Below are 24,876 nucleotides of genomic sequence, written 5' to 3' on the forward strand. Positions count from 1 at the left end.
TTTGCATCGCAACGCATCAAGGACGGCTCTTATTGGGCTGTCTATGTGATTTGATTATGTTGTTCCGACCTGAACTGACGCTACATTAACGGGTGTTTTGCACTTATTTATTAAGCGATATTTCTTCCCTTTAACTTGATATCCAACTACTTGATTTCCAATTAATTGACTTTTTTAATGATTTTTCGTGTTGCACAAATGTGATCAGCATATGTTTTTTATATTCTTCAGCTAAAGTTATCGGGCTTTTAACAGATAAAGGAATAGTGGTGAGCTTGAACACGAGAGAAAACGTGCGAGCTTTGGTTTCATTTTTTGAAACCTTTAGAGAAATTTTAACAAACTTGCGTCGAGACAACCGAAATGAAGAAAACAATCCTATTTGCCGTTTTTATAATGTTTGGCATTGCCGTCGCTGCGAGTATGGCGTCAACTTATTTCATCTCAAGCGAAAAAATTGATGAGATAATATTGAACAAATCTCAAGTTCAAGCTGAGTTCTTGGCTGGGAACGCTGGGTATATCTTAGAGAATTCGGACAACCCAGTTCAAGATTTACAAAAGCTGGTGGGTGAGCTGAAAAAGCGATCTGATGTGACTTATGCCATTGTTATTGATAGCAACGTAAGTGCTATCGCACACAGCGATAAAAATAAGCTCAATAAAGTTTATGAAGATAGTTATACCGTTGAAGGTGCAACCAAAGGCGTACAACAGTATTCGAAGTGGTACGCAGATGTTCAACAAGTGTGGGTGTTTGACATCATGGCACCGATCTACGTCAACGGTGAGCTGTACGGTACTTTTGATATCGGTATCCCGATCACAGAGGTTAGCCAAGCAACGAATGGCATTATTAGCTATCAGCTCGCTTCGATGGTTTTCATTTTTGTTGTTTGTCTCGTTGTTCTATCGTTTCTTCTGAACAAACTGATGCAGCCTCTCTTGGTACTAAAAAACACACTACGAGATATTTCTGAAGGTGATGGCGATCTATCAGTACGTCTGCCGATCAAAGGGAATGATGAAGTTGCTCAAATCTCAACGGCTTTCAATGTGTTTGTTGGTAAGGTCCACGAGATAATTACCCAAACGGTGAATACGGGTGTTGAATTAAATAGCACCGCTATTGGTCTTCGTGAGCAATCGCAGCAAGCATTGCAAAGAGGACAAGAACAGAACGAACAAACTATGTTGGTCGTGACGTCTATGAATGAGATGATTGCTACGGTCAATGAAATTGCATCTAGCGCGGCCAATGCGGCCAGTGCGGCAAATATGGCTGCGAGTGAAACTCAAGAAGGTCATAAGACAATCGAAAAAACGTCGACTTCAATTTTGAATCTTGAAGCAGAGATGAATAGTGCTTCTGACATCATCGTGAGCCTTGCTGATAATACACAGTCCATCGGTACGATTCTTGACGTTATTCGAGGTATCTCTGAGCAAACAAACTTGCTTGCACTAAACGCTGCAATTGAAGCTGCGCGTGCTGGTGAGGCTGGCCGAGGCTTTGCTGTAGTTGCTGATGAAGTTCGTAATCTTGCGACAAAAACTGCGCAGTCTACCGATGAAATTGACAACATGATCAACCAACTTCAAACCGAAGCTAAGAACGCTGTTAGCTCGATGAGTAATAGTAAGAGCTTAATTGAAGACGGTACGACTGAAACAGAAATGGCTCGCCAAGCTTTGGAAAAAATTTCCACGCAAGTTTTGGCCATTCTCGATATTAACACTCAAGTTGCCACAGCAACTGAGCAGCAATCAGCGGTGGCGAATGAAATTAATATGAACATGGATACGGTTAATAGCTCAGTCAAAAACGGTTTGAGCGCAAGTGAGAAGCTAGAGCAATCAAGCCAGCAGCTGGCAGAGTTGTCACAAGTTCTCGATCGTTATGTTGGTTCATTTAAAATCTAGACTTCCCAACATACCTCTTTAAGAGATGTGTGAGTCTCCAGTTATTGAATAGCGCTTATGTCATACATGAGCGCTATTTTTTTGCGATATGCAGACGCAGATACTCCGATAGAGCGCAACAGAAATGAAGAATGTACCTGCAGTGTAATATCGTGACAATTTAGCTCATTCAAAACAACGCGATCAAATAAGACAGCGACAACAAGGCGTTAATTTTCATCCTCTCATGCGCAAGGTCTAAAAATCGACTAAACAACAACTCTGACGCGACACATAAGGTGTCCCGCATCTCATCACGATGTATAGTTATTGATAATTCATTCAGTAATTGTATCTGTAGTTGTCAGTTGATGTGGGTGTTATGAAGAAAAACGGATTTACTTTAATGGAATTAATCATTGTGATCGTGATACTTGGAGTATTGGCCGTTACAACAGCCCCGAGGTTCCTCAATATTCAAGAGTCAGCGAGAGAAGCAGTACTTGAAGGTGTTGCGGGTGCGATGGAAGGCGTGATCACGCAGGTGACTTCTAAAGCTATTATCGCAGGGCTTGATCCTGACGCATCAAATCCAGGTGATCAGAGTAACTATGTAATCGATTTTGGTATCGGTAGCGTTGAGGTTGATTGGGGAACGCTTTGCCCAGAGAGCCGGGGAGAGTCGGGCGACAAATTGACGATGATCGACTTTATGACTTTGTCAGATGATGACAGCTTAACTTCTGATTTTGGTAATCGACACACTGTGGTCGGGTATGACTACGATTTTACCCAAGCTGAATTAGATAGTACGAACATAACTGACGCGGATCTAGAAACGCGCCAAGGTTGTTATGTTCTTTACGATTCTTTTGGTGGGCGAGTAACCGGAAATGAATGTCCTGCTGGTGGTTGTGAATGCACCGTTCGTGTAGTGAATGACGAATGTTAACCCAAATACATTAACTGACTTATAGAAATTCAATAAAAAAGCGCGTTATTGCCGAGTAGCAATAACGCGCTTTTTTGTATTAGCTTAATGGTCTATCTTAGTTTGCTATTGCTGCATCTGCTGGCGGCAAGTCACGCTTCTTAATCACGTATCGCAAGCGAATTAACATCAGCGTCGCTGAAACGCTCAATCCCGTTAGGATACCAATCCAAAAGCCTTCTTCACCCATTGCAGGTACAATGTGGTCTGTTAAGCCCAACACCATGCCCAGTGGTAGTGCCAAGCCCCAATATGAAGCGATAGCTAAGATCATCGGGATCTTAGTGTCTTTATAGCCACGCAGTGCGCCGTTAGCAGACGTTTGCAATGCATCGCTGAATTGATACATAGCTGTAAAGGTCAACAATACCGCTGCCGTTGCGCTTATCGCAGGGTCGGTGGTGTAAAGCCTAATGATCCACTCAGGGAACAGTAAGAACATCGCTACTGAAAGAAGTGAGATTAATGCTGCAACTAAGATACCGACTTTGCTGCGTTCAATTGCGCCTAGTTCATCTTGCTCGCCTAGTGCATGCCCAACACGAATTGTAATGCCAAATGAGATACTCATTGGAATCACGTAAGTCAGGCTCGATATATTCAGAGCAATTTGTGCTGCTGCCACGTTCTCTGCACCAATACGACCAATCATCAGTGCGATTACCGCAAAGATACTGCCACATACTGCGATGTTCATGCCTATAGGCAAACCTAGTCTTAAAAGATGAAGCATCTCTTTTGCTTTTGGCTTAGCGTCTGCAAAGCTGATGATGGTTTTATAGTGGTGATGACCTTTTATGTAGGAATACAGCATTCCCGACATCAGCCAATACACCAAACTTGTTGCCCAGCCACAACCTACAGCGCCCATTTCAGGGAAGCCGAACTTTCCGTAGATAAGCACGTAGTTGACCGGAATATTCACCAACAAACCAACCACCGAAATGATCATTGGTACTTTGGTGTTGTTCATACCCTCACAGAAGCCGTTTAAGGTGTAGAACAGAGCAATACCCGGTACACCAAAGGCTAGGGCGAACGCATAGTCACTGCCAATTGGAATGATCTCAGCGGCTACACCAATCCATTCTAAGATCGGTTTTGCACTCACCAAATAAGCGATGAGTAATACGCTAGAAATTAATGCCAACCAAACCATCTGGAAGAATTCAATAGAGATACTTTGAAAGTCACGTGCGCCGCGGTGGTAAGCGACAACAGGCGTTAACGCCATAATCACGCCACGCAGTAGCAGTAACACTGGGATCCAAAGGCTAGTGCCAAGTGCAATAGCGGCGAGATCGGCAGGGCTTACTTGGCCAGCCATTGTCGTATCGACAAATCCCATGGCTTGGGTAGCTATTTGAGTCAAAATGATTGGAATCGAAAGATGCATAAGCGCACCCGATTCACGAGTAAAAGGACGAAATTTCGTTAGCATGGAAGTTCACAACACCAATATAAATACACGAATGATGGCAGGATGGCCGGTGTGTATTTTAGGATGTGCCCGTTGGGCGGGCGACAATATAAACACCTTACCGTATAGGGTCAAGCATTGGATTTATAGGGGCTAATTTGCTCTGGAAGAACGCCAGATTTACATGGTGTTAGATACTGTTTCTATGTACATAACCTGATGATTTTAATGTGAATCATACTAGATAGAAAGTTTTTATATTTGCTTGTTGAATTTCAATGCGCACATCATAAGTCACTGTTATAGATGAACCAAATTTAGTACAATTGATGGCATAAGAAACTAGATAGAAATATTCTATATTTAAATGCAGAATTTTCTATCTAATAGCTGTTAGGCAAATAGGAGTAGATATGGATATCGCAGTACTAACATTTGACGGATTTAATGAACTTGATTCATTTATAGCCGCGGGAATTTTAAACCGAATGAAAGACGCAGGTTGGAACGTGCAAATAACGAGTCCATCTCAGTACGTCACTTCAATGAACGGAGTTACAATTCAATCTCAACAGCCTCTAGAGTTTGCGAATCAAGCCAACGTTGTATTGTTTGGTAGCGGTGTACTAACGCGCGATATTGCTCAAGATAGAGATATACTTTCAAGGTTAAAGCTAAACCCTGAAACTCAGTTAATTGGTGGGCAATGTTCAGGTACTTTGCTCATGTCTGTGCTTGGTTTACTGCATCAAATACCAGCTTGTACCGATTTAACAACGAGACCTTGGGTTGTCGAATCAGGAGTGACCGTTCTAGAGCAGCCATTTTATGCTAATGGTAATCTTGCAACAGCAGGTGGTTGTTTGTCATCAAAGTACTTAGCTGCGTGGGTTATTAGTAAGTTGTCGAGTAGGGCGGATGCTGAATCGGCAATTCATTATGTCGCGCCAGTCGGTGAAAAAGAGAACACGGTTCAGCACTGCATGTCAGTAGTCGGTGCATATTTTTAAAATTTGCCTAACAAATTGTTCAAGGGTGATTCGGCACGCGTGGCATTTTTACTATGCGGTAGGTACAGTGATTAAGGTGGTATGCAGAGGCGTCAGTATTGCGTGCCTCACACCTTAACAAGGCGTTATAACTTAGAGGGTTTAAAGTGTCAGTTTTACTTACAGTAGTTTCAGGTTTCTTAGTTTTTGTTTTGGGACAGTTTGTTTTGAAATTAGTGCTAGAACCGATAGTTTCCTTTAAAGAGGCTCTTGGTTCACTGTCAGCATTTTGCCTAAAAAATCGTGCAAAAATTACTAATGCAAACGCTTCTCTAGATGATCAAAATGAGCTGCGCCAGATAATATCTACAATTTTATCAAAAAAAGAAGCAATCCCATTTTATTCAAAAGTGGCACGCTTGCTGAAGCTTCCTCGTGAAGTAGATTTACTTAATGCTTGCAAAAACCTAAATTTTGTCGCGTATGAGATGTGTAAAGATACAGCTACTCACAAAACAGGTACGGTAGGTTGCACACAAATTGTGTTTGAACTTCATGCAACAAGCGACTTATTAGATTTGCGCTTGGATTTTGAAACGTTATAACAAACAATTTAAGAGTGACTCCCCACGCTTGGCATTTTTGGTTTGGGTCAAGTTCAGTGATTACGGTGTCTAAGTCTAGTTTAGTGGTAGCGTGGCTCACACCTTAATTGGGCGTTATAAGTACGTTGAGTTCTCAGTATGAAATTAGATTTTAATCTTGCTACAAAAGTTGAACATGGGTACTTATTGACCCCTGAGCCAGCAAAAGGGTTGGTAGATTTTCCAGATGTCTATGATCGAGTTTGCAGTGTCATTTACCATTGTTCGATGGTATCTGGTGAGCCAGTAAAAAAGTGTATACCTTTGAGTGCAAAGGAAGCGACTCATATACGGTCAGCTTTATGTGAATTTGTTGGTCTTGAAGATTTATTGAAACAACTATATCCGACGTTGAGCAATGCGGAGTTTGCTATATATAAATCTAAGAACCCTATTCTTCACATGATAAAGTTGTTAAGAAACTATAATGTTCACATTTCGAACAGTGAACTAAGTCAGAAATCAATGAAAGTTAGGACACTCGTTGACAAGTATGGTGAATTTGATGTGACTGTTAAATTTATTTCGAACCTATCTCTTGAAAGCTTGAAGCTAATGTACAGCGCGAATCAATATAGCGACTCACAGTTAATTGGTATGATCGACATATTTGAGATTGAACAACATGAGTTTGGTGTAACAACTCTTATCTTGAAAGCTGTCATCGACTACTCTGAACACTTAGCTAAAGTGCTCAGTTCAAATCAAGTAACGTAGAAACTGTACTTATAACAAACGACTATGGCGCCAATAGCAATTTGGCGCTATCTACCCCTTACTTAACCATCACTTCTTAGATTCAAACCTAGTTACATTAGCTTCTACTGCCACAGAGCCAGCAGAAACACCAAAAGCCCAATCCCTAACGTTACCTTCAAAAGTAAGCCAAGAGGGGCACCACCTTTTGGAGCCTTGTTACAACATCCCATCATTGATTCCTAATTCAGTGTTGGTTTAAAACAACCATAAACCTTTCCCTTACGGTAAGGTCAATGCTTTTGTCAGGCTCAGATTTCAGAAAACAAAAAGGCGAACCGTTTGGTTCGCCTTTGTTATGTTTCGCTGCTTAGCGCCGCTACGAATTAGTCTTCGTAGTTATCGATGCTTGGGCAAGAACAGATTAGGTTACGGTCGCCGTATACGTTGTCTACACGGTTAACTGTTGGCCAGTACTTCGAGTTCTTAGTTGCTTTCGATGGGAAGCAAGCCAGTTCGCGAGAGTAAGGGCGATCCCATTCTGCGCCAGCTAGGTCAACTTGTGTGTGCGGTGCGTTCACTAGAGGGTTGTTGTCTAGTGGCCATTCACCCGCTTTCACAGCTGCCATTTCGTGACGGATTGCAATCATCGCTTCACAGAAACGGTCTAGCTCTTCTAAATCTTCTGACTCAGTTGGCTCAACCATTAGTGTGCCAGCTACTGGGAAAGACATAGTAGGCGCGTGGAAACCGAAGTCCATTAGACGCTTAGCAATATCTTCTTCGCTGATGCCTGTGTCTTCTTTAAGCGGACGAATATCGATAATACATTCGTGAGCTACGCGGCCGTTAGTGCCACGGTAAAGAACAGGGTAGTGAGGACGTAGTTTCTCCATCACGTAGTTCGCGTTTAGAATCGCAACTTTAGTCGCGTCCGTAAGGCCAGGTTCGCCCATCATTGCGATGTAAGCCCAAGAGATAGGTAGGATTGAAGCACTACCTAAATCTGCTGCTGATACCGCGTAGTCAGAACCTTGGACACCGTTTTCGATGTGACCCGGTAGGAAAGGTGCTAGGTGCGATTTAACACCGATAGGACCCATACCCGGACCGCCACCACCGTGTGGAATACAGAATGTTTTGTGTAGGTTCAAGTGAGATACGTCTGAACCGATGAAGCCAGGTGAAGTTAGACCTACTTGAGCGTTCATGTTCGCGCCGTCTAGGTAAACCTGACCACCCGCTGCGTGAACTTGTTCACACACTTCTTTCACTTGCTCTTCGTATACGCCGTGCGTAGAAGGGTAAGTGATCATGATGCTTGATAGGTTTTCTTTGTGCTTCTCGATTTTCGCTGCTAGGTCTGTCATGTCGATGTTGCCATCTTCATCACACTTAACAACCACTACCTTCATTGAAACCATTGATGCTGTAGCAGGGTTAGTACCGTGCGCAGAGCTTGGAATCAGACAAACGTTACGGTGAGCTTCACCGCGGCTTGCATGGTAACGTTGAATTGCGATTAGACCTGCGTATTCGCCAGATGCACCAGAGTTAGGCTGTAGTGAGAAATCGTCGTAACCAGTGATTTCACATAGCTTCTCTTTAAGATCTTTTGCTAGTGCCGTGTAACCAGCAGCTTGCTCTAGAGGTGCGAATGGGTGAATTGAACCAAACTCAGGCCATGTTACTGGAATCATCTCAGCAGCAGCGTTCAGCTTCATCGTACAGCTTCCCAGTGGGATCATGCCGTGCGTTAGTGAGAAGTCTTTGTTCTCAAGCTGTTTTAGGTAACGCATCATTTGCGTTTCGCTGTGGTGCGTATTGAATACTGGGTGAGTTAGGAACTCTGATTCACGACGGCAGTTTTCTGGAATTGCTGCAAACTCGTTTGATGCAATGTCAGAAGATAGTGCTTGAACGTCTTCTTTCACGTCGAAGATTGCAAACAGTGAGTTCACGTCGTCGATCGTTGTAGTTTCATCTAAGCTGATACCGATTTTACCCTTGAGAAGGCGAAGGTTGATGTCTGCTGCTTGTGCTTTCGCATACAGTGCATCTGTCTTCTCTTCAGAGTTGATCGTGATGGTATCGAAGAAGCTGTTGTTTGTTAGCTCGTAACCCGCTTTAGTCAGGCCAGCCGCTAGGATAGCTGTCATGTGGTGTGTACGACGAGCAATAGTGCGTAGGCCTTCTGCACCGTGGTAAACCGCGTAGAAAGACGCCATGTTTGCTAGAAGTGCTTGAGCTGTACAGATGTTCGATGTCGCTTTCTCGCGGCGGATGTGTTGCTCACGAGTTTGCATTGCCATACGTAGTGCTTGGTTACCGTGAGTATCGATAGATACACCGATTACACGACCTGGCATTGTACGCTTATGCTTTTCACGAGTACCCATGAATGCAGCGTGTGGACCGCCGTAACCCATAGGAACGCCGAAACGTTGCGCTGAACCGATGACTACGTCTGCGCCCATTTCGCCAGCTGGCTTGAGTAGAGCTGAAGCAAGTAGGTCAGTAGCAACTGTTACCAGTGTTTTGTTAGCTTGAGCTTTCGCAATGATGTCTGTTAAGTCGCGAACTTCACCCGTTGTACTAGGGTATTGAAGAAGCGCACCAAATACGTCTTGCTCAGGAAGTGTTTCAAGAGCGCCAACCATTACTTCAAAACCGATGTACTCAGCACGAGTTTTAACAACTTCTAGTGTTTGAGGGTGAACATCGTCAGCAACGAAGAATACTTTGCTCTTGCTTTTGCCAGCACGCTTACACAGTGTCATTGCTTCGCCAGCCGCTGTCGCTTCATCAAGAAGGGATGCGTTCGCGATTTCCATACCTGTTAGATCCATTACCATTTGTTGGTAATTTAGTAGAGCTTCAAGACGACCTTGAGAAATCTCTGGTTGGTATGGTGTGTAAGCTGTGTACCAGCCTGGGTTCTCTAAAACGTTACGCAGAATAACGTTTGGAGTGAATGTGTTGTAGTAGCCTTGGCCAATGAAAGTACGTTTTACTTGGTTTAGGTTCGCGATCTCCTTAAGAGAGGTCAGCATGTCCATTTCGCTCAGTGGCGCAGCAAGTGTCATTGGTTTTTCAAGACGGATTTGTGCAGGAACCGTTTCATCGATCAGTGCGTCTAAGCTAGTCGCGTTGATCGCTTCAAGCATTTTTTGCTGGTCTGCTTTATTAGGGCCGTTATGACGAGCAACAAACTCGTTTTGAGTACCCAGGTCTTTCAGTAATTGGCTTTGAAGTAATTCAGTCATGATATGTTCTACTTTCTCTCTGGAGCCGTGAGCTAGCCCCTAAAATTAAGCTGCTCACAAGAGCAGCTTTATCGTAATGAGGTTACCTATTAATCTTCTTCGATAGAGCTTAGGTATTCTTCCGCATCTTTAAGGTTGTTTAGTTCAGACGCATCAGACATCTTCACTTTAACAATCCAGCCACCTTCATAAGATTCTTCGTTAATTAACTCAGGGCTATCTTCTAATTCTTCGTTGATTTCTACGATTTCGCCAGAGATTGGTGCGTAGATATCAGAAGCTGCTTTCACTGATTCAACGAGAGAGAAGCTTTCACCAGCTTCTATTTCGTCTCCAGTGTCAGGCAGGTCAACAAACACAACGTCACCTAGCATTTCTTGAGCGTGCTCAGAAATACCGATAGTCACAGTACCGTCACCGTTGTCTTTTACCCACTCGTGGCTGTCTGCAAACTTTAGTGTATTGTCCATTGCTTATTCTCCAAAAATTTATGAGGTTTTAATTTAAATCTTAAAAACGGTTTAACGGTAAAGAGGGAAGCGCTTGCAAAGCTCTTTAACTTGTTTGCGAACACGTTGCTCAACTTCAGCGTTGCCTTCAGGGCTCTCAACTAAGCCATCAAGTACATCACCGATCCATTCACCGATAAGTTTGAATTCTTCAGTGCCAAAACCACGACTGGTTCCAGCTGGCGTACCTAAACGGATACCAGAAGTAATCATAGGCTTCTCTGTATCGAATGGTATGCCATTTTTGTTACATGTGATCCCTGCACGTTCTAATGCTTCTTCAGTTACGTTACCTTTCAAGCCCTTAGGGCGAAGGTCAACCAACATCAGGTGCGTGTCTGTACCGCCAGTCACAATGTCACAACCGCGAGTTTGCAACACTTCAGCGAGAACTTTTGCGTTGTCGATCACTGAATCAATATAAGTATTAAATTCTGGGCCAAGAGCTTCGCCAAACGCCACAGCTTTAGCCGCGATAACGTGCATTAGTGGGCCGCCTTGAAGGCCAGGGAACACTGCAGAGTTGATCTTTTTGTTGATGTCTTCGTGGTTAGTAAGAATCATACCGCCGCGTGGGCCACGAAGTGTTTTGTGAGTTGTTGTAGTAACAACGTGTGCGTGTGGTAGTGGGCTAGGGTGAGCACCTGTTGCGATGAGGCCCGCGATGTGTGCCATATCTACCATTAGGATTGCGCCAACTTCGTCAGCGATTTCACGGAACTTGGCAAAATCAATAACGCGTGGGATAGCACTACCACCAGCAATAATCATTTTAGGTTGGCTTTCGATAGCTAAAGCGCGTACCGCTTCATAATCGATTTCTAGAGTATCGCGGTCTACACCGTATTGTACTGCGTTGAACCACTTGCCCGACATTGCAGGACGTGCACCGTGTGTAAGGTGACCACCAGCGTCTAGAGACATACCTAGGATAGTGTCGCCAGGTTGAAGTAGCGCAAGTTTAACTGCTCCGTTTGCTTGAGCGCCAGAGTGAGGCTGCACGTTTACGTATTCACATTTGAACAGCTGTTTAGCGCGTTCAATCGCAATAGATTCAACGGTATCTACGTGCTCACAACCACCGTAATAACGACGGCCTGGATAACCTTCCGCGTATTTATTGGTTAGGCAAGTGCCTTGAGCTTGCATTACTGCTTTAGAAACGATGTTCTCAGAAGCAATAAGTTCGATTTGTTCGTTTTGACGAGTGTTCTCTGCTTGGATTCCAGCAAATACAGCGTTGTCAGTACCAGATAGGTTTGTAGAGAAAAAACTGTCTAAGCTATGGTTTTGGTAAGCGTTCATTGTCGAGACCTTTCATTAAGCTAATGGTGATTGTTTTTATAGTCCATTAGGTCTTACGTTGATTTCTGCATCGGTATCGTTTGCGCTATATAGGTATAAATAAACGTGAATAGCGTTATAAATATACTCTTACAGCGTCTAAGCGATCGTTGTAGGATCAATGCAGCACGAATTGTTTCCCAAAAAAGTTCGGGTAAAAACAGCTCTTACAAATGTTAAATTTATCATTTGCAGCAAGCTGAAGTAGCATCTCTTCATCTAACAAGTCGATAACATAGCTCCGTTAAATTCAATTTTCAACAAAAATTTCCAATAGGAAACAACTTTTCTGGTTTTGCTACGGGGAGCACGCTTTATTTCTGTGTGCGCTCTTTAATCAACAAAGCGCTTCATGCAACAATGAGTTTAATAGACAGGAAGTAAGAAATTAATGAGGGACCTATGTCAGAAGACATTTATGATGAGTACCCATCTTTAACGTTGGCGAAAGAAACGTTAGACCAGAATATTGAACCACTTAGGCTCGGTCAGCGTATTAAAGATATTCGCAGCAAGCTTGGGATTACGCTAGAAGAGGCGAGTCAGCGTACTGGCTTAGCTCGTTCTACGCTCAGTAAAATCGAGAACGAACAAATTTCGCCAACCTTTCAAGCTATGCAAAAATTAGCGATGGGTTTGCAAATAGATATGCCGCAACTATTTGAACCACCTAGAAAAAAAGTTGCAACAGGTCGGCGAGATTTAACTAAAGTCGGTCAGGGTAAACCTCATCCAACCCCAACATACGAGCATGAACTGCTTGCAACAGAGCTGTCTAATAAGAAGATGATGCCATTTAAGAGCCGCGTGAGAGCTCGTACTTTTGAAGAGTACAATGATTGGGTTCGTCACGACGGTGAAGAGTTCTTAATGATTATCTCCGGCGATGTGATGTTCTACTCAGAGTTCTACGAACCGGTGCCTATGAGTGAAGGTGATAGCATGTATTACGATGCCAATATGGGTCACATGCTTATCTCGACTAGCGCAGAAGACGCGCTCATTTTGTGGGTGACAGCAAAATAAATTAACAAAGGTCGAATTTCTTATAGTGGATGCAAACGTTTGCTTTTGTTTCTAACGTTTGCCAAATGACGCGATATTGATGTGAAAATCATCAATATCGCGTTTTTGTATGCATCGAATAATTGTTTTTAAATTGTTAAATGTCACATTTTGAGCTGTTTTAATCTTGTTAAGGGTGTAAAACTGACTCAGCCTTGTTTATTATAGTGAACACGGTTTACTCATGTTGATTGAAGTTTACTGAAGTGAATTCTTAGAAAGTGAGTTGTAGAGTTTTTGTACTGCTGTCTGTTTTTATAACGCTAGCTTTATAAACCTATATAAAAGACATCACTTTTTACTATCTACTGTTTCTAACGGTAATCACTATCGTTAGGGCGACTCTAAATAGAGATATAAGCGGCAGATTCGATTTAGGAAAGCCTGCAACGCTTCATGGAGAATAAAATGACTCAAGAACACGCAAATCAAGACCTACTAAAAACACCACTGCATGCACTTCACGTTGAAGAGGGCGCAAAAATGGTTCCTTTCGCTGGCTATGACATGCCAGTTCAGTATCCATTAGGTGTAAAGAAAGAGCACTTACACACTCGTGATGCTGCCGGTCTTTTTGATGTTTCTCACATGGGGCAACTTCGTCTTCATGGTGAAAACGCAGCTGCTGTCTTAGAATCTTTGGTTCCTGTAGATATTATTGACCTTCCTTCTGGTAAGCAGCGCTACGCGTTCTTTACTAACGAGCAGGGCGGCATTATGGATGACCTGATGGTGGCAAACCTAGGTGACCACCTGTTTGTTGTTGTGAACGCAGCATGCAAGACACAAGATATCGACCACCTAACGGCGCACCTTCCAGCTGACGTGGAAATTGAAGTTATTGATGATCGCGCTTTATTAGCACTTCAAGGCCCTAAAGCGTCTGAAGTTCTTGCTCGTTTCCAACCTAGTGTTGCAGATATGCTTTTTATGGACGTTCAAAAAGTCGATATCGATGGCGTTGAATGCATCGTGAGCCGTAGTGGTTACACGGGCGAAGATGGCTACGAGATCTCTGTACCGAACGATCACGCAGAAGCGTTAGCGCGTAAGCTGACTTCAGAAGCTGAAGTTGAGTGGATCGGCCTTGGTGCTCGTGATTCACTTCGTCTTGAGTGTGGTCTTTGCCTATATGGTCACGATCTAGATACAACGACAACACCAGTAGAAGCTAGCCTTCTATGGGGTATCCAAAAAGTGCGTCGTACTGACGGTGAACGTGCTGGCGGTTTCCCTGGCGCTGATATCATCCTTGAGCAAATCGCAACGAAAGACGTACAACGTAAGCGTGTTGGTCTTGTTGGTCAGACTAAAGCGCCAGTACGTGAAGGCGCTGAGTTGTTTGATGCTGAAGACAACAAGATTGGCGTAGTAACAAGTGGTACTGCGGGTCCTAACGCTGGTAAGCCAGTTTCTATGGCTTACGTTCGCACTGACCTAGCAGTTATCGGTACTGAAGTATTCGCTGAAGTTCGTGGTAAGAAGCTACCAATGACAGTAGAAAAAATGCCGTTTGTACCTCAGCGTTATTATCGTGGCTAATCTCTTCTGAGAGAATTATTCCACATTGACAAAAAGCCTATTGTGTTTTCTCTGGATGGAGAAATAAGACAATGGGCTTTTTTGTTATTTGGAGCGTATCTAATCCACTCAGCTTGGTTCGAAAATCAGCTTAAATAGTGAGATGTGTGACCATTTCGTTATAAATACTTACTATACTGATGGTTATGGCGTGTTATGGTGGCGACTCATTATTTTTGTGTATAAGTGGTAGGGGTTACAAGGAGTTAACTATGAATGTGAACCATACAATGAGCCCGGTTCGTAAGGCCGTTTTAGGACTTTTAGTACCATTGATTTACACATCCAGTGTAATGGCAACGGAAAGTGCGTTCGAAATTACTCCTGATGCAGGTGTAACACCTTATATTGTGAATGGCAGTAATGCATCAGTAACTGATTTCCCTTCGATGGCGAGCTTGTTCATTGATCGTATTGATTATGACGGTGTTTACTCTACAGGCCCATACTGTGGAGCAACAATTTTAGATCCAACGCATATTCTGACGGCAGCACACTGTATTTACGGCAATGAAGAAGGGCAGTTATTTACGGTTGTCGTTCCTCAAATTGAAGATACTTCTCAGTTTCCTAATGGGAATATTCAAAAAGCGCGAGTCTCAGAAGTTTACTATCGCAGTGATTATTCAAATGCGTTGAGTGATCTATTACGCAATGATGTTGCTATTCTTAAGTTAGAAAGCGCACTTAATATTGATTCAGTTAACGATGTGGTTAAGCGTCCTTCCGATGAGAGTTACCGTGTTGGTGTTAATGACTTTGTTGCTGTTGGGCATGGTGATACACGATCAGGCTTTGACGGGACAACTTTGTTGCAGAAGGCTGACTTGAATTACGTAGACAACGCTACTTGTGCTTTAGCCTTTACTGACGGTTCATCGTTAACTGATAATCAAATCTGTTTTGTTGGTGACAGGGCTACTTCTGGTTTGTACGGTGGTACGTGTCAAGGCGATTCAGGCGGCCCAGTGTATTGGAAAGATGGTGCTGATTATAGACAAGTTGGTATTACCAGCTTTGGACCAGATACTTGTGGTGGAAATTCAACCGTAACGTCTGTATTTACGGAAATCCAAGACTATGAAGCTTGGATTGACAGTGTTATTGCTGGTACTGAAACCGCTAAGTTCGTTTCTACTGATGCTAAGCGAACAGCTTATGTGAATGCACATACATCGACTGGCTCTGGTAGCAGTGGTGGTAGTGTTTCATTTGGATTGCTCGGGATGCTGATGTTGCTTGCAGGCTTGAGATCTACTCTATCACGCAGAACTTAATGTAATGTGTAAGTCGACATGATGTCTCTGGATATCGTCGACTTACCTGTTGTTCGCTTTTTCTGTCGACTATGCACCATCCCCAGATGGTAGCTCAAACCTTCTCTGTTAGTTCAATTCTAGGGTCGATTTCCTGCCGTATTTCTCAATGATCTCATCGATCTCTTTAACAGTATCGTTAATTGTCTTGATACCACTCTTTACTATCTGTTTCTCTGTTGAATTGAGTGCTTCAAAAGCTTGCTTCATTTCCTTGTCATCTAGCATACTCTGGTGAAGTAATACTTCTTTATAAGTTAGAAGCCTATGTTGTATTGCTCTGATCTCACTTAGCGCATACTTTGATTTTAAAGCCTGTTTGATACAAGAAAAAGCCAATTCATATTGACTCGCAATTTCCCATTCGACATTTTTTTTATTCGCAATTTGCAATTTTAACTACTTCCCAATACTCGAATATTCAAGTTTTTAGACTGCTCGTTCATCACGGTTAATGTGTGAAGGTTTATGAAACATAACGCTTTTTATAGGGCGAATAATATGCCTTTGATAGCTTATGTAAACTGTTGTTCGTCAATATGGTCTGTTTCTTGCTGAAATTAGGTCATAACTGTCCATTTAGGAATAGATAATGTCTCAAGAACCTATCGTGATAGCGCTGATTGAACGTAGAAAACAAGCCAATTTATCGCAAGAAAAATTAGCTTTCAGTTCTGGAATGAGTTTAAAAACGTACCAACGTATCGAGCGCGGTGAAGCGGATATCAAAATGTCTCAATATCGTTCGATTATGAGAACCTTGAAAGTAACGGATTTGGATGTCGTTCTTGATGTTGTTGGGGCATCTCAACCGACAGAGGCAGACGTAGCCGCGGCGAGTCGCTTGTTAAGCAGTGAAGAAAGAATGTTGTTAATCAAACTGATTTTGTCTGTCAAAAAGCAGCAGTAGTGTCGGTTTAGTTATTCTTAAGGAACGTTGATTTACTATGTTTAGATATTCAATATTAGTGATTGTGTTGATGGTTCGATTTACTTGAATAAACAGAGCTGTGCTGCAGTAGAGTGGTGTTCTATAGACGGCTTAGAATCGCCTAACTTACTCTTCCACGGAGTTGTTTTGTTGTACTTCTTTGCTTCTTACTTTCCAAACGTCTCTTTTGAGATCCACGCGTCGGCTTAGTTGCTCTTCTGACTTTTTGCACTTTAGTCGCCTCCAAGATCAACTCCTTCAAACGCAATAGGGCATCATCTCGATTTTGTTCTTGAGTCCTATACTGTTGAGCTTTAATTATAATCACGCCATCTTTGGTGATGCGGTTATCTTTATGTGCTAACAGTTTTTCTTTATAGAAATCAGGTAGTGTTGAGTGGTTAATGTCAAAACGCAAGTGTATCGCGCTGGATACTTTATTGACGTTTTGACCGCCAGCTCCTTGTGCTCTGATCGCAGTTAACTGAATTTCCCAGTCTTGAATTGAAACAGAGTTTGAGATTTGTAACATAAACATCCATTTTGAACGGTAATATGGGGTCATGATACTGAATATTGGTTATGGTATCAGTAACTTTCTTAAAGAGTGGTAGTAGTGATGAAAATAGATTTGGCTGCATATGAAGGACTAATCTTTGATATGGACGGTACGCTGATCGATACGATGCCTGCCCATGTACAAGCATGGCAAAAAACGGCAGAGCAGTTCGGCTTTCATTTTGAGGCATCTTGGCTGCACAGTTTAGGCGGGATGCCTAGCTATAAAATAGCAGGTGAAGTGAACAGTAAATATGGCTTATCGCTTGACCCACAGGCTGTATCTACTTTTAAGATGGCTTCATTTGCGGCTATTGAAGACAAAGGCGATATTATTCCTTGTACGCATTCTTTGTTGTTAGAACACTTGGGTAGTAAGAAAATCGCTGTAGGGACGGGGAGCCAACGTAAAAGTGCCGAGCAATTGTTAGAGAAAACCGATATTCTAAACAAGCTTGATATTTTAGTGACCGCCACGGACGTTAAAAATCACAAGCCAAACCCAGATACATTCCTTGATGCTTGTTTTGGAATGGGTTTGAAGCCGGAACAGTGTGTTGTGTTTGAAGATACAAATCTTGGTAAGCAGGCAGCTCACGCGGCGAACATGGACTGTATTCTTGTGGTCGAAGGGAATAACTTAGAGTTTTATCCTGCGCCAAGTTGAATGAATTACTAATAGGTGGGCAAGCGCTTTGGTTAACAACCTAAAGGAACGGCCTTGATTTTCTGTTAGGCGATTTCACTCATCTCACTGTCTAGGAATAAACATACGTTGTTTCGACCCGCAGCTTTCGCTTCGTATAGGGCAAGATCAGCACACTTGTAATTGAGGGCAGGGTCGTTCGTTAGGTTGGTAATTCCACCACTAATGGTAACGACGTTGTCCAGTTCGATGCACACAGCGATTCTTAAACGGTTGAGTACGTATTCTGCTTCTTCGGTTGTGGTATGCGGCAGAATGATGCCAAATTCTTCACCGCCGATGCGCGCAACAACATCGGTTTCACGGCACTCACGTTGTAGTACCTGAGCGACTGTTTGAATGACGCGGTCACCGTAATCGTGCCCAAACCTGTCATTTATACGTTTGAAGTGATCAATATCTAAGATCGCCAAGCAAGATTGCTCTCGGGTTGGGTAACGGTTGACACGGGAACATTCATCGCGAAGTTCAAGATCGAATTTACGTCGATTCCAACACTCTGCTAGTGCATCTTTTTCACTCAGGTTTCGCAGCCTTTTCTCAAGTTCTTTGTGTTTACTGATATCAACAAAAGACGCGACATAAAATTGGATGACACCTTTAGAATCTTTAATGGTCTGAATTCGAAGTATTTCAGTAATTAAGGACCCGTCTTTGCGACGATTGACTACTTCACCTTCCCACATGCCTTTTTTCTGAATTACGCTCCACATTTTAATGTAAAACTCTTGATTATAGCGTCCAGAAGCAAACATTGATGGTTGGCGGCCTTTTACATCTTCCAGTTCGTAGCCACTGACACGAGTAAACTCTTGGTTCACCTTGATGATTCGGTTGTTTCTGTCGGTGATAACCAATGCAGACATACCGTTCATTGCTGCCTTGGCTAATTGGCTTTCAATACTATTTTTTTTATGGTTTATATTCCAAAGCACGAAACCGATTGAAATCATTGATATTAATACAACTAAAGTAATCGTCTGAACCAGGATTGAGTGTTGCTCTCGTTGGTATTGACTGTTTACTTGCTGATTTTTTATATGAAGAACCATATAAATAGGCCCTTCAAACTGTTTTATTTTTGGACTAATGTTTGAATGGAAATACCAGTTTTTGCCATCAAAATAGCTTGAAGAGCGATCATCTTGAATCGCTCGCCAAAGTTCTGGATAAAGCTTGGCGTAAGTTTTATCAGCACGAGATTCAATAAGGTGTCCAAATGATTCTTCAATATCGGGCCCCATGATGACATGTCCCGTTTGGTTGAGTATGACGGGAACAGCATACGATGTGCCGATTTGATACAGAAGGCGGTCGTATATTTCAAGCATGTTTAGGTTGGCAATAAAATATCCGAGAATACGGTTGCCTGAAGCAACTGGCGTCATTATTCGCAGTGCTGGGATCAGTGGGTGGACGATCTCACCATTTTCAATCTCCAGATCAATCCCATTAGAGCTAACTTCTCCAATTTTTAACTGCTGAAGTGTTTTAAAGTAACCACGAGCTGATTTGTCTTGTAACTTGTTATTTGGAACTATCTTTGCTTTTTTATTGTTGTAATTTATACGAAAAACTTCATTACCCTCTAGATCGAGATAGCGAAGTTGAGAGTAATATTGTTGGCCACGAGCCAGCATTACCCAAAGATCTTCTAATGTTTCTCTATTGATAGTTGAAGGCTCTTCAATTGCGCGTAGCAGCGTCCGTGAATCGGCAATGGCAGGAACAGAGTTTGAGATTTGATCGACAATAACAGCAAGCTCATTGAAGCTATATTCGATTTGATTTTGGCTAGACTGTTTAATATTTAACGCGTGCTGAGCCTCGACCCTATCAAGCTCGGAGTTAATATAGAGGGCAGGGACTAATCCTAGCGCAAATAAGGTGCACAGAAATTGACTGATTAGCTTTTTTATACTCGTATTCATCGCTGTCCTTAAAGAATCAGCGCAATACTATATATTTTATAGGGTTTTTAATGTGATCTTGACCCAGAACTTAAAGCAAGATTTGCATATTATTATGGTTTTAGTGCAACTTTTTGCAATTGGGGTTGATAATTGATTGATTAAGTAATAATAAACAACGCTAAATGATGCCTACTCGTAACAGGCTAATTCGTTAGATGGCGAGTAGGCAAATCGTTGGTGAGCTTCTCAATTGAACTAAGATATTGTATTGATTAACTTAACCCGATGATGTCCCCTTTGTCATCAATATCCAACGACATAAATGCAGGTTTATCAGGTAACCCAGGCATGGTCATCACATTGCCACACAAAGCATAAATAAAGCCCGCACCAGCACACAGTTTTAATTCTCTAACAGGAACGTCAAAATGAGCCGGCGCTCCTTTTATGTGTGCTTCTGTCGAGATAGACAACGGCGTTTTTGCCAAGCAAACCGATAGGCCGTTAAAGCCGTGTTTGTTAAATTCTTCAAGCTGTTGCTTCGCAAGAGCTGATAATGTAATGCTTGATGCCCCGTAGCCAACTTCAGCAACTGCCATCAGTTTCTCTTCCAAACTCTGTTCAGATTGATACAACGGCTTGAACTCATTGTTATCTTGGCAAGCTTTTACGACGGCATGCGCTAGTTGAGTGGCACCTTCACCGCCTTTGCCAAATGCTTCGCTTATTTCAACGCGAACACTTGGGTCAAAATCGATGATCATCTGTTTTAAAGCGTTTAGCTCTTGAATTGAGTCTTGTGGGAAGCGGTTGATTGCAACGACAATAGGTGCGCCGTACTGCTTGACGTTGTTGATATGCCATTTAAGGTTTTCAAAGCCTGCTATCAGCGCGTCTTGGTCATCACTAAAAATTGAATCTGGTAAGGGATTCCCTGGTCTTAAATCGTATAATCCAGAGTTCGCCTTTAAGCCGCGTAATGTTGCAACGACAACTGCGCAGTCAGGTTTCTTGTTCGACGCCTTCACTTTTATGTTGCACGCTTTTTCAAAGCCCATATCTGAGCCGAACCCACCTTCAGTTACAACAAAGTCACTAAGCTTCAATGCTATTTTATCGGCAATGATGGATGAGTTGCCATGTGCAATGTTTGCGAATGGCCCAGCGTGAATTAACGTAGGAACGCCTTCAAGGGTTTGCATCAATGTAGGCTCGATAGAATCTTTCATTGTTACGGTCATCGCCCCTGCAACGCTGAAGTCATCTGCCGTTAGCGGTAAGCCGTGCTGGTTATACGCAAGTACCACTCGACCGATACGTTTACGCAAGTCTTGAAGGTTATTCGCCAATGCGAGTATTGCCATTAACTCTGAAGCTGCTGAGATATCAAATCCGTCTTCACGCTCAAAGCCATTAATCGTTTTACCGGCTTCATTTTTTCCAACGGTGAGCATACGAAGTGCGCGGTCATTGTGATCGAGCACACGACGCCACACGATTCTGTTGGGATCGATATCTAAGGCTTTTAAGCCAGAGCGCGCTTCAAAAGCTCCTAAACCTTCACGTTGCTCGTGATACAAACGTGCGTCAATCGCGGCAGATGCGAGGTTGTGAGCAGCTGTTACAGCATGAATATCGCCAGTCAGATGCAGGTTTAATTGTTCCATTGGGGCTACTTGAGAATATCCACCGCCTGCAGCACCGCCTTTAACGCCGAATACTGGGCCCATTGAAGGCTGACGAATACAGGCCATTGCCGATTGGTTAATCTTAGCGAGCCCTTGTGCTAGTCCGATTGTGGTAACGGTTTTACCTTCACCGAGCGGCGTCGGAGTAATCGCTGTTACGACAACCAACTTACCATCTTGTTGGTTAGCGAGACGCTCCAGTGACGTTAGAGACACCTTTGACTTATATTGCCCTAGTGGCTGGTGTTCGTTATTTTGTAAGCCAGCGTGTTTGGCAACCTCACTGATGTTTTTAAGGGGAGTTGAGCGACAAATATCAATATCAGATAGCATATTTGATCCTTATATCAGAACAGAAAGGTGGTACGTAAACGTTTGCGTGGCGATAGTACTGTATAAATTTGCCAAGTAAAGGCAAACCACACGAATTATGTGCTGGAAGATAACAGATCTAAAGAGTCATTGCGCGAGATCAAATCTTAAACGAGCAAAATATTCGATTTGATTACCTTCGGTTGTACTTACATTATCGTTTGATACAAAAAGGGCTGCATATAGCAGCCCTTTTAGTTCTGGAAAGTCTCACCAGCTAATAAAGCTAATTAGTTAATCATCTAATTAGCTAAAGCCTGATTAACGATCCCAGTATGTTTCTTCTAAACTATCTTCGCGTTCTGGTAGCGCGCGAGAAAGGCGAGGAGAGTGCTGAGTCAACACTTCGTAGCTTACACGGTTTGCGTACTTACAAATTTGGGACAATGACGAGTACGTTAGGCACGTGTATTCATGTTTTTCTGAGTTCGGCACGTTCACGTGGTGGTAGCTGTTCGCTGCCATATCGTGTAATAGAGCAGAAAGCGCGCCATCGCCAGCACCGTTGGTGTTTTTAATCTCTAGTGGACCACCTAAGTAAGGGCCGATGTGAGAGTATACTTTCACTGGGTCTTGGCAGTCTTGCTTACGCATTGCACGGCTGAATTCATACTTATTGAACTCTGGGATGTTACCTGGTAACAATGGCAGAGTCGTTTCACGCTTCGCTAACTCGTCTGTGTAGCCAGCCATGTAAAGACCGATTGGGCCAGCAGTACATAGCACTAGGTCTACCCATTCAAGTGCTTTATTAGCCGCAAGTAGAGGATCTTTCTCGCCAGTTAGAGCTTCACCCTCATCTTCGTTCATCGCAACGATAGTAACGTTTTCTTTTAGGTATTCTTGCCACCATTCAGCATTTCCTTCGATCACGTATTTAGTACCAAGCGTGAGTACAACAGGCACATTGTGCGATTTCGCGTATTCAATTGCTTTTTGCACGGCTTTTGGCATTGGATCTTCTGGCTTACCGCGCATTAAGTATGAAGAGACGACTAACGCTGAGGCCTTTTCGAAAACCTGCTCAGGAATGCTTTCAGGAAGCAGTTGATTCATGTGTCCTTCGTTGATCGCGAATGTACGTTCGCCATCTTCGGTAATGAGCGTATAACAACGACCAATAGGACCATCAACAGTTTGTAGGTGGTTTAAGTTCATACGAGAAGAAGTGCGGCATAGGTAACGATAACCAAATGAGCCAACTTCAATTTTCTTAGACATGACGCCAAGCAGAACAGATTTGCTGTCTGCGAGTACGGAATAATTGTGCAGTGTATTACCAATAGTATCGCCAGGGTATTGATGTGTGATCAAACCACGCTCAACTAACTCTTCATATAGCGCATCTGCTTTACTTTCTTCCAATACTAGCGAGTGACCTTTACTCAGCTCGTATTTTTCTAAGAACGCGTTATCAACACGGGCTTCGATATCAACAATCGTTTGACCAACACCGACAATTGTTGCGCGGTGTAGCTTGGGTGTTTGTTGAATTTGGTTGACCAACGGATCACGTGCGTGAGTTGGAAAGTAGTGCTTAGATTTACGCTGTCCAGGAAACTTCATATGAAAAATACAGTGAAAAAATTTTGCCGCATGATATCACATTTTATTTCTGTTTCTTTCATTTTTATTACATTTTGAATCACCTGTACAATGTCTGTACAGGTGATTCGCTTGACTATTTACGTAAGACTATTCGCTTGTCGCTATTCTGTTGGTACTAACGTTGCGGGATCAACGTAAGCCTTTGTACCCCATAGCGGAACAGTTGAAAGGCTGTGTTTGAAGCTACCTTCTGTTTCCTTTGTAGTGTAAGACAAGTAGAGCAGTGATTGATTCTCTGCATCGTAAATACGGCGAACCTTCATTGTCTTGAAGAAAATACTCTTTGATTTCTTAAATACCACTTCGCCTGACTTGCTTTTGTCAATTTGAGCAATCATTTCTGGTGTGATTTCACCTGTTTGACGACAAGAAATAGAGCTATCACTTGGATCAGAAAGGCTGAGGTTTGCCTCTATTGATGCGATATGGCAAGTCACACCTGCGATCTTATCGTCATCTAAAGAAGACATCTTGATATCTTTCATTGTGAAGAAACCCAGTGAGACGTCGCCAACCTCGTTGTCCGAACAGCCAGTTAACATTGCGATGATACCTGCTGTTATTAAGGCTTTTTTCATAAGAAGTCCTTTTTATTTATATAGTTCTGTTTACTATAAGGATATTGAAAGCTTGAATACGAGTGTAGAGCTTTTCGTTAAGTTCTTAAAGGATGTTGTTGGATAATGAAAAAGATGAAGCATTTAAAGTACTTGTTGGCTTTGATCATGCTCTGTATCCTTTCTGCTTGTAGTTCGGCACCTCAGTCGACCATATGTCTTCCAAATAACTGTGATATTTGGGGATACTAACCGTGGGTACTAAAAGAATGAATAACGAAATACCTGAAATTGCACACCAGAAAAATAAATGGCTATTTAGTCAACTCGATATTGCATATCCTGCAAAAGAGAGCCTCCTCGGTCGAGACATCTATAAAAACCAACTTTCTCAAAAGACTTACCAACTCCTCCCGCAAGACCAAACTCCTACTCAAATTGATGAATTGCACAAAGTCGACTTCCATAAACTGACCGTACTTTTCTCTCTTAACCAAGCCAGTGCCTATCAAAATGAAACCGAAAGAGCGCACATGTTGGAATTCTTAAGCCAGATAATGCTGTCGGACGAACATGAGCTTTATGTAGGGACAACAAAAGGCGATGTTGTGGCGAGTGCGATTGTGACTCAAGGTGCAAGTTGTCTGTTGATATCGGACGTTGTTAATAAGAATGATCAAGATATCAACGGCTTTGCTAAACAGTTACATGATTTTTGGGCACAAGATCATGCTTCTGGCGATCAAGTATGGGTTGAGAACTAAAGATTCTTTGAGAAAGCGTTAATCTGAGTACAATACCCCATCTTTTAAAAAGGGTT

At 42.7% G+C, this 24,876-nt stretch carries 21 protein-coding genes; 11 read left to right on the top strand and 10 right to left on the bottom strand.

Annotated features, from left to right (window positions below; genetic code table 11):
- Positions 1–396 precede the first annotated feature (396 nt).
- Entirely contained in the window at positions 397–1,923 is a 1,527-nt protein-coding gene (locus IQO02_RS14400; RefSeq protein WP_016788227.1) for a methyl-accepting chemotaxis protein, read from the top strand.
- Between the two features lie 385 nt (positions 1,924–2,308).
- Positions 2,309–2,854, top strand: coding sequence for a type II secretion system protein (locus IQO02_RS14405; RefSeq protein WP_010429415.1), 546 nt, complete (start codon positions 2,309–2,311; stop codon positions 2,852–2,854).
- A 97-nt stretch (positions 2,855–2,951) separates the two neighbouring features.
- Here the strand turns inward: IQO02_RS14405 and IQO02_RS14410 are convergent, their stop codons facing one another.
- Positions 2,952–4,334: an MATE family efflux transporter gene (locus tag IQO02_RS14410; RefSeq protein ID WP_102282494.1), complete on the bottom strand. Its 1,383-nt coding sequence runs from the start codon at positions 4,332–4,334 to the stop codon at positions 2,952–2,954.
- Positions 4,335–4,726: 392 nt separating this feature from the next.
- Between IQO02_RS14410 and IQO02_RS14415 the strand changes: the two genes are divergently transcribed.
- From IQO02_RS14415 to IQO02_RS14430, 3 genes are all read left to right on the top strand, one after another.
- A complete protein-coding gene (locus tag IQO02_RS14415; RefSeq protein WP_016793671.1) occupies positions 4,727–5,323 on the top strand; it encodes a DJ-1/PfpI family protein in 597 nt (198 codons plus the stop codon).
- Positions 5,324–5,469: 146 nt separating this feature from the next.
- Positions 5,470–5,907, top strand: a complete 438-nt coding sequence (locus tag IQO02_RS14425) for a hypothetical protein (RefSeq protein WP_010429440.1) — start codon at positions 5,470–5,472, stop codon at positions 5,905–5,907.
- Between the two features lie 138 nt (positions 5,908–6,045).
- Positions 6,046–6,663, top strand: coding sequence for a hypothetical protein (locus tag IQO02_RS14430; RefSeq protein WP_010429442.1), 618 nt, complete (start codon positions 6,046–6,048; stop codon positions 6,661–6,663).
- 365 nt (positions 6,664–7,028) lie between these two features.
- Here the strand turns inward: IQO02_RS14430 and gcvP are convergent, their stop codons facing one another.
- From gcvP to IQO02_RS14445, 3 genes are all read right to left on the bottom strand, one after another.
- Positions 7,029–9,908, bottom strand: coding sequence for an aminomethyl-transferring glycine dehydrogenase (gene gcvP, locus IQO02_RS14435; RefSeq protein ID WP_016793673.1), 2,880 nt, complete (start codon positions 9,906–9,908; stop codon positions 7,029–7,031).
- Between the two features lie 89 nt (positions 9,909–9,997).
- Complete coding sequence (gene gcvH / locus IQO02_RS14440; protein ID WP_004730871.1) at positions 9,998–10,378, bottom strand: glycine cleavage system protein GcvH; 381 nt, start codon at positions 10,376–10,378, stop codon at positions 9,998–10,000.
- A gap of 51 nt (positions 10,379–10,429) precedes the next feature.
- Positions 10,430–11,722 carry a serine hydroxymethyltransferase gene (locus IQO02_RS14445; protein ID WP_193838589.1) on the bottom strand — a complete coding sequence of 431 codons (1,293 nt, stop codon included), beginning with the start codon at positions 11,720–11,722 and terminating at the stop codon, positions 10,430–10,432.
- 441 nt (positions 11,723–12,163) lie between these two features.
- On the opposite strand from IQO02_RS14445, the gene IQO02_RS14450 reads away from it, so the two are divergent.
- From IQO02_RS14450 to IQO02_RS14460, 3 genes are all read left to right on the top strand, one after another.
- Positions 12,164–12,787: a helix-turn-helix domain-containing protein gene (locus tag IQO02_RS14450; RefSeq protein WP_010429452.1), complete on the top strand. Its 624-nt coding sequence runs from the start codon at positions 12,164–12,166 to the stop codon at positions 12,785–12,787.
- A 447-nt stretch (positions 12,788–13,234) separates the two neighbouring features.
- Positions 13,235–14,368 (top strand): glycine cleavage system aminomethyltransferase GcvT, encoded by a 1,134-nt coding sequence (gene gcvT, locus IQO02_RS14455; protein WP_010429454.1) that lies wholly within the window; start codon positions 13,235–13,237, stop codon positions 14,366–14,368.
- Between the two features lie 251 nt (positions 14,369–14,619).
- Complete coding sequence (locus IQO02_RS14460) at positions 14,620–15,684, top strand: S1 family peptidase (RefSeq protein WP_016788233.1); 1,065 nt, start codon at positions 14,620–14,622, stop codon at positions 15,682–15,684.
- Positions 15,685–15,792: 108 nt separating this feature from the next.
- Here the strand turns inward: IQO02_RS14460 and IQO02_RS14465 are convergent, their stop codons facing one another.
- The gene (locus IQO02_RS14465) at positions 15,793–16,116 is read right to left on the bottom strand and encodes a hypothetical protein (protein WP_016768715.1); all 324 of its coding nucleotides are present in this window, start codon (positions 16,114–16,116) and stop codon (positions 15,793–15,795) included.
- A 199-nt stretch (positions 16,117–16,315) separates the two neighbouring features.
- Between IQO02_RS14465 and IQO02_RS14470 the strand changes: the two genes are divergently transcribed.
- A complete protein-coding gene (locus tag IQO02_RS14470) occupies positions 16,316–16,633 on the top strand; it encodes a helix-turn-helix transcriptional regulator (protein WP_010429462.1) in 318 nt (105 codons plus the stop codon).
- A 142-nt stretch (positions 16,634–16,775) separates the two neighbouring features.
- On the opposite strand, the gene arfB is transcribed toward IQO02_RS14470, so the two are convergent.
- A complete protein-coding gene (gene arfB / locus IQO02_RS14475) occupies positions 16,776–17,186 on the bottom strand; it encodes an alternative ribosome rescue aminoacyl-tRNA hydrolase ArfB (protein WP_016768716.1) in 411 nt (136 codons plus the stop codon).
- A gap of 87 nt (positions 17,187–17,273) precedes the next feature.
- Between arfB and IQO02_RS14480 the strand changes: the two genes are divergently transcribed.
- Complete coding sequence (locus IQO02_RS14480) at positions 17,274–17,879, top strand: beta-phosphoglucomutase family hydrolase (protein ID WP_016793674.1); 606 nt, start codon at positions 17,274–17,276, stop codon at positions 17,877–17,879.
- A 65-nt stretch (positions 17,880–17,944) separates the two neighbouring features.
- Here IQO02_RS14480 and IQO02_RS14485 read toward each other — a convergent pair whose 3' ends face one another.
- From IQO02_RS14485 to IQO02_RS14500, 4 genes are all read right to left on the bottom strand, one after another.
- Entirely contained in the window at positions 17,945–19,849 is a 1,905-nt protein-coding gene (locus tag IQO02_RS14485; RefSeq protein WP_010429468.1) for a diguanylate cyclase, read from the bottom strand.
- A gap of 254 nt (positions 19,850–20,103) precedes the next feature.
- Positions 20,104–21,852, bottom strand: coding sequence for a formate--tetrahydrofolate ligase (locus IQO02_RS14490; RefSeq protein WP_010429472.1), 1,749 nt, complete (start codon positions 21,850–21,852; stop codon positions 20,104–20,106).
- Positions 21,853–22,152: 300 nt separating this feature from the next.
- A complete protein-coding gene (locus tag IQO02_RS14495) occupies positions 22,153–23,457 on the bottom strand; it encodes an inosine/guanosine kinase (RefSeq protein WP_010429474.1) in 1,305 nt (434 codons plus the stop codon).
- 143 nt (positions 23,458–23,600) lie between these two features.
- Positions 23,601–24,077: a CreA family protein gene (locus IQO02_RS14500; protein ID WP_010429477.1), complete on the bottom strand. Its 477-nt coding sequence runs from the start codon at positions 24,075–24,077 to the stop codon at positions 23,601–23,603.
- A gap of 248 nt (positions 24,078–24,325) precedes the next feature.
- On the opposite strand from IQO02_RS14500, the gene IQO02_RS14505 reads away from it, so the two are divergent.
- Positions 24,326–24,820, top strand: coding sequence for a hypothetical protein (locus IQO02_RS14505; protein ID WP_010429480.1), 495 nt, complete (start codon positions 24,326–24,328; stop codon positions 24,818–24,820).
- Positions 24,821–24,876: the final 56 nt, after the last annotated feature.

The sequence above is a fragment of the Vibrio sp. OPT24 genome (assembly GCF_015163545.1).
GTDB classification, from domain to species: Bacteria; Pseudomonadota; Gammaproteobacteria; order Enterobacterales; family Vibrionaceae; genus Vibrio; species Vibrio cyclitrophicus.

Bases quoted from the DNA above. Each gene is read 5' to 3' on its own strand.
- IQO02_RS14470 (WP_010429462.1), top strand. From the start codon at position 16,316: ATGTCTCAAGAACCTATCGTGATAGCGCTGATTGAACGTAGAAAACAA.
- gcvT (WP_010429454.1), top strand. From the start codon at position 13,235: ATGACTCAAGAACACGCAAATCAAGACCTACTAAAAACACCACTGCAT.
- IQO02_RS14445 (WP_193838589.1), bottom strand. From the start codon at position 11,722: ATGAACGCTTACCAAAACCATAGCTTAGACAGTTTTTTCTCTACAAAC.
- IQO02_RS14410 (WP_102282494.1), bottom strand. From the start codon at position 4,334: ATGCTAACGAAATTTCGTCCTTTTACTCGTGAATCGGGTGCGCTTATG.
- IQO02_RS14485 (WP_010429468.1), bottom strand. From the start codon at position 19,849: ATGAATACGAGTATAAAAAAGCTAATCAGTCAATTTCTGTGCACCTTA.
- gcvP (WP_016793673.1), bottom strand. From the start codon at position 9,908: ATGACTGAATTACTTCAAAGCCAATTACTGAAAGACCTGGGTACTCAA.
- IQO02_RS14450 (WP_010429452.1), top strand. From the start codon at position 12,164: ATGTCAGAAGACATTTATGATGAGTACCCATCTTTAACGTTGGCGAAA.
- IQO02_RS14505 (WP_010429480.1), top strand. From the start codon at position 24,326: ATGAATAACGAAATACCTGAAATTGCACACCAGAAAAATAAATGGCTA.
- arfB (WP_016768716.1), bottom strand. From the start codon at position 17,186: ATGTTACAAATCTCAAACTCTGTTTCAATTCAAGACTGGGAAATTCAG.
- IQO02_RS14415 (WP_016793671.1), top strand. From the start codon at position 4,727: ATGGATATCGCAGTACTAACATTTGACGGATTTAATGAACTTGATTCA.
- IQO02_RS14495 (WP_010429474.1), bottom strand. From the start codon at position 23,457: ATGAAGTTTCCTGGACAGCGTAAATCTAAGCACTACTTTCCAACTCAC.
- IQO02_RS14480 (WP_016793674.1), top strand. From the start codon at position 17,274: ATGAAAATAGATTTGGCTGCATATGAAGGACTAATCTTTGATATGGAC.
- IQO02_RS14400 (WP_016788227.1), top strand. From the start codon at position 397: ATGTTTGGCATTGCCGTCGCTGCGAGTATGGCGTCAACTTATTTCATC.
- gcvH (WP_004730871.1), bottom strand. From the start codon at position 10,378: ATGGACAATACACTAAAGTTTGCAGACAGCCACGAGTGGGTAAAAGAC.
- IQO02_RS14460 (WP_016788233.1), top strand. From the start codon at position 14,620: ATGAATGTGAACCATACAATGAGCCCGGTTCGTAAGGCCGTTTTAGGA.
- IQO02_RS14490 (WP_010429472.1), bottom strand. From the start codon at position 21,852: ATGCTATCTGATATTGATATTTGTCGCTCAACTCCCCTTAAAAACATC.
- IQO02_RS14430 (WP_010429442.1), top strand. From the start codon at position 6,046: ATGAAATTAGATTTTAATCTTGCTACAAAAGTTGAACATGGGTACTTA.
- IQO02_RS14500 (WP_010429477.1), bottom strand. From the start codon at position 24,077: ATGAAAAAAGCCTTAATAACAGCAGGTATCATCGCAATGTTAACTGGC.
- IQO02_RS14405 (WP_010429415.1), top strand. From the start codon at position 2,309: ATGGAATTAATCATTGTGATCGTGATACTTGGAGTATTGGCCGTTACA.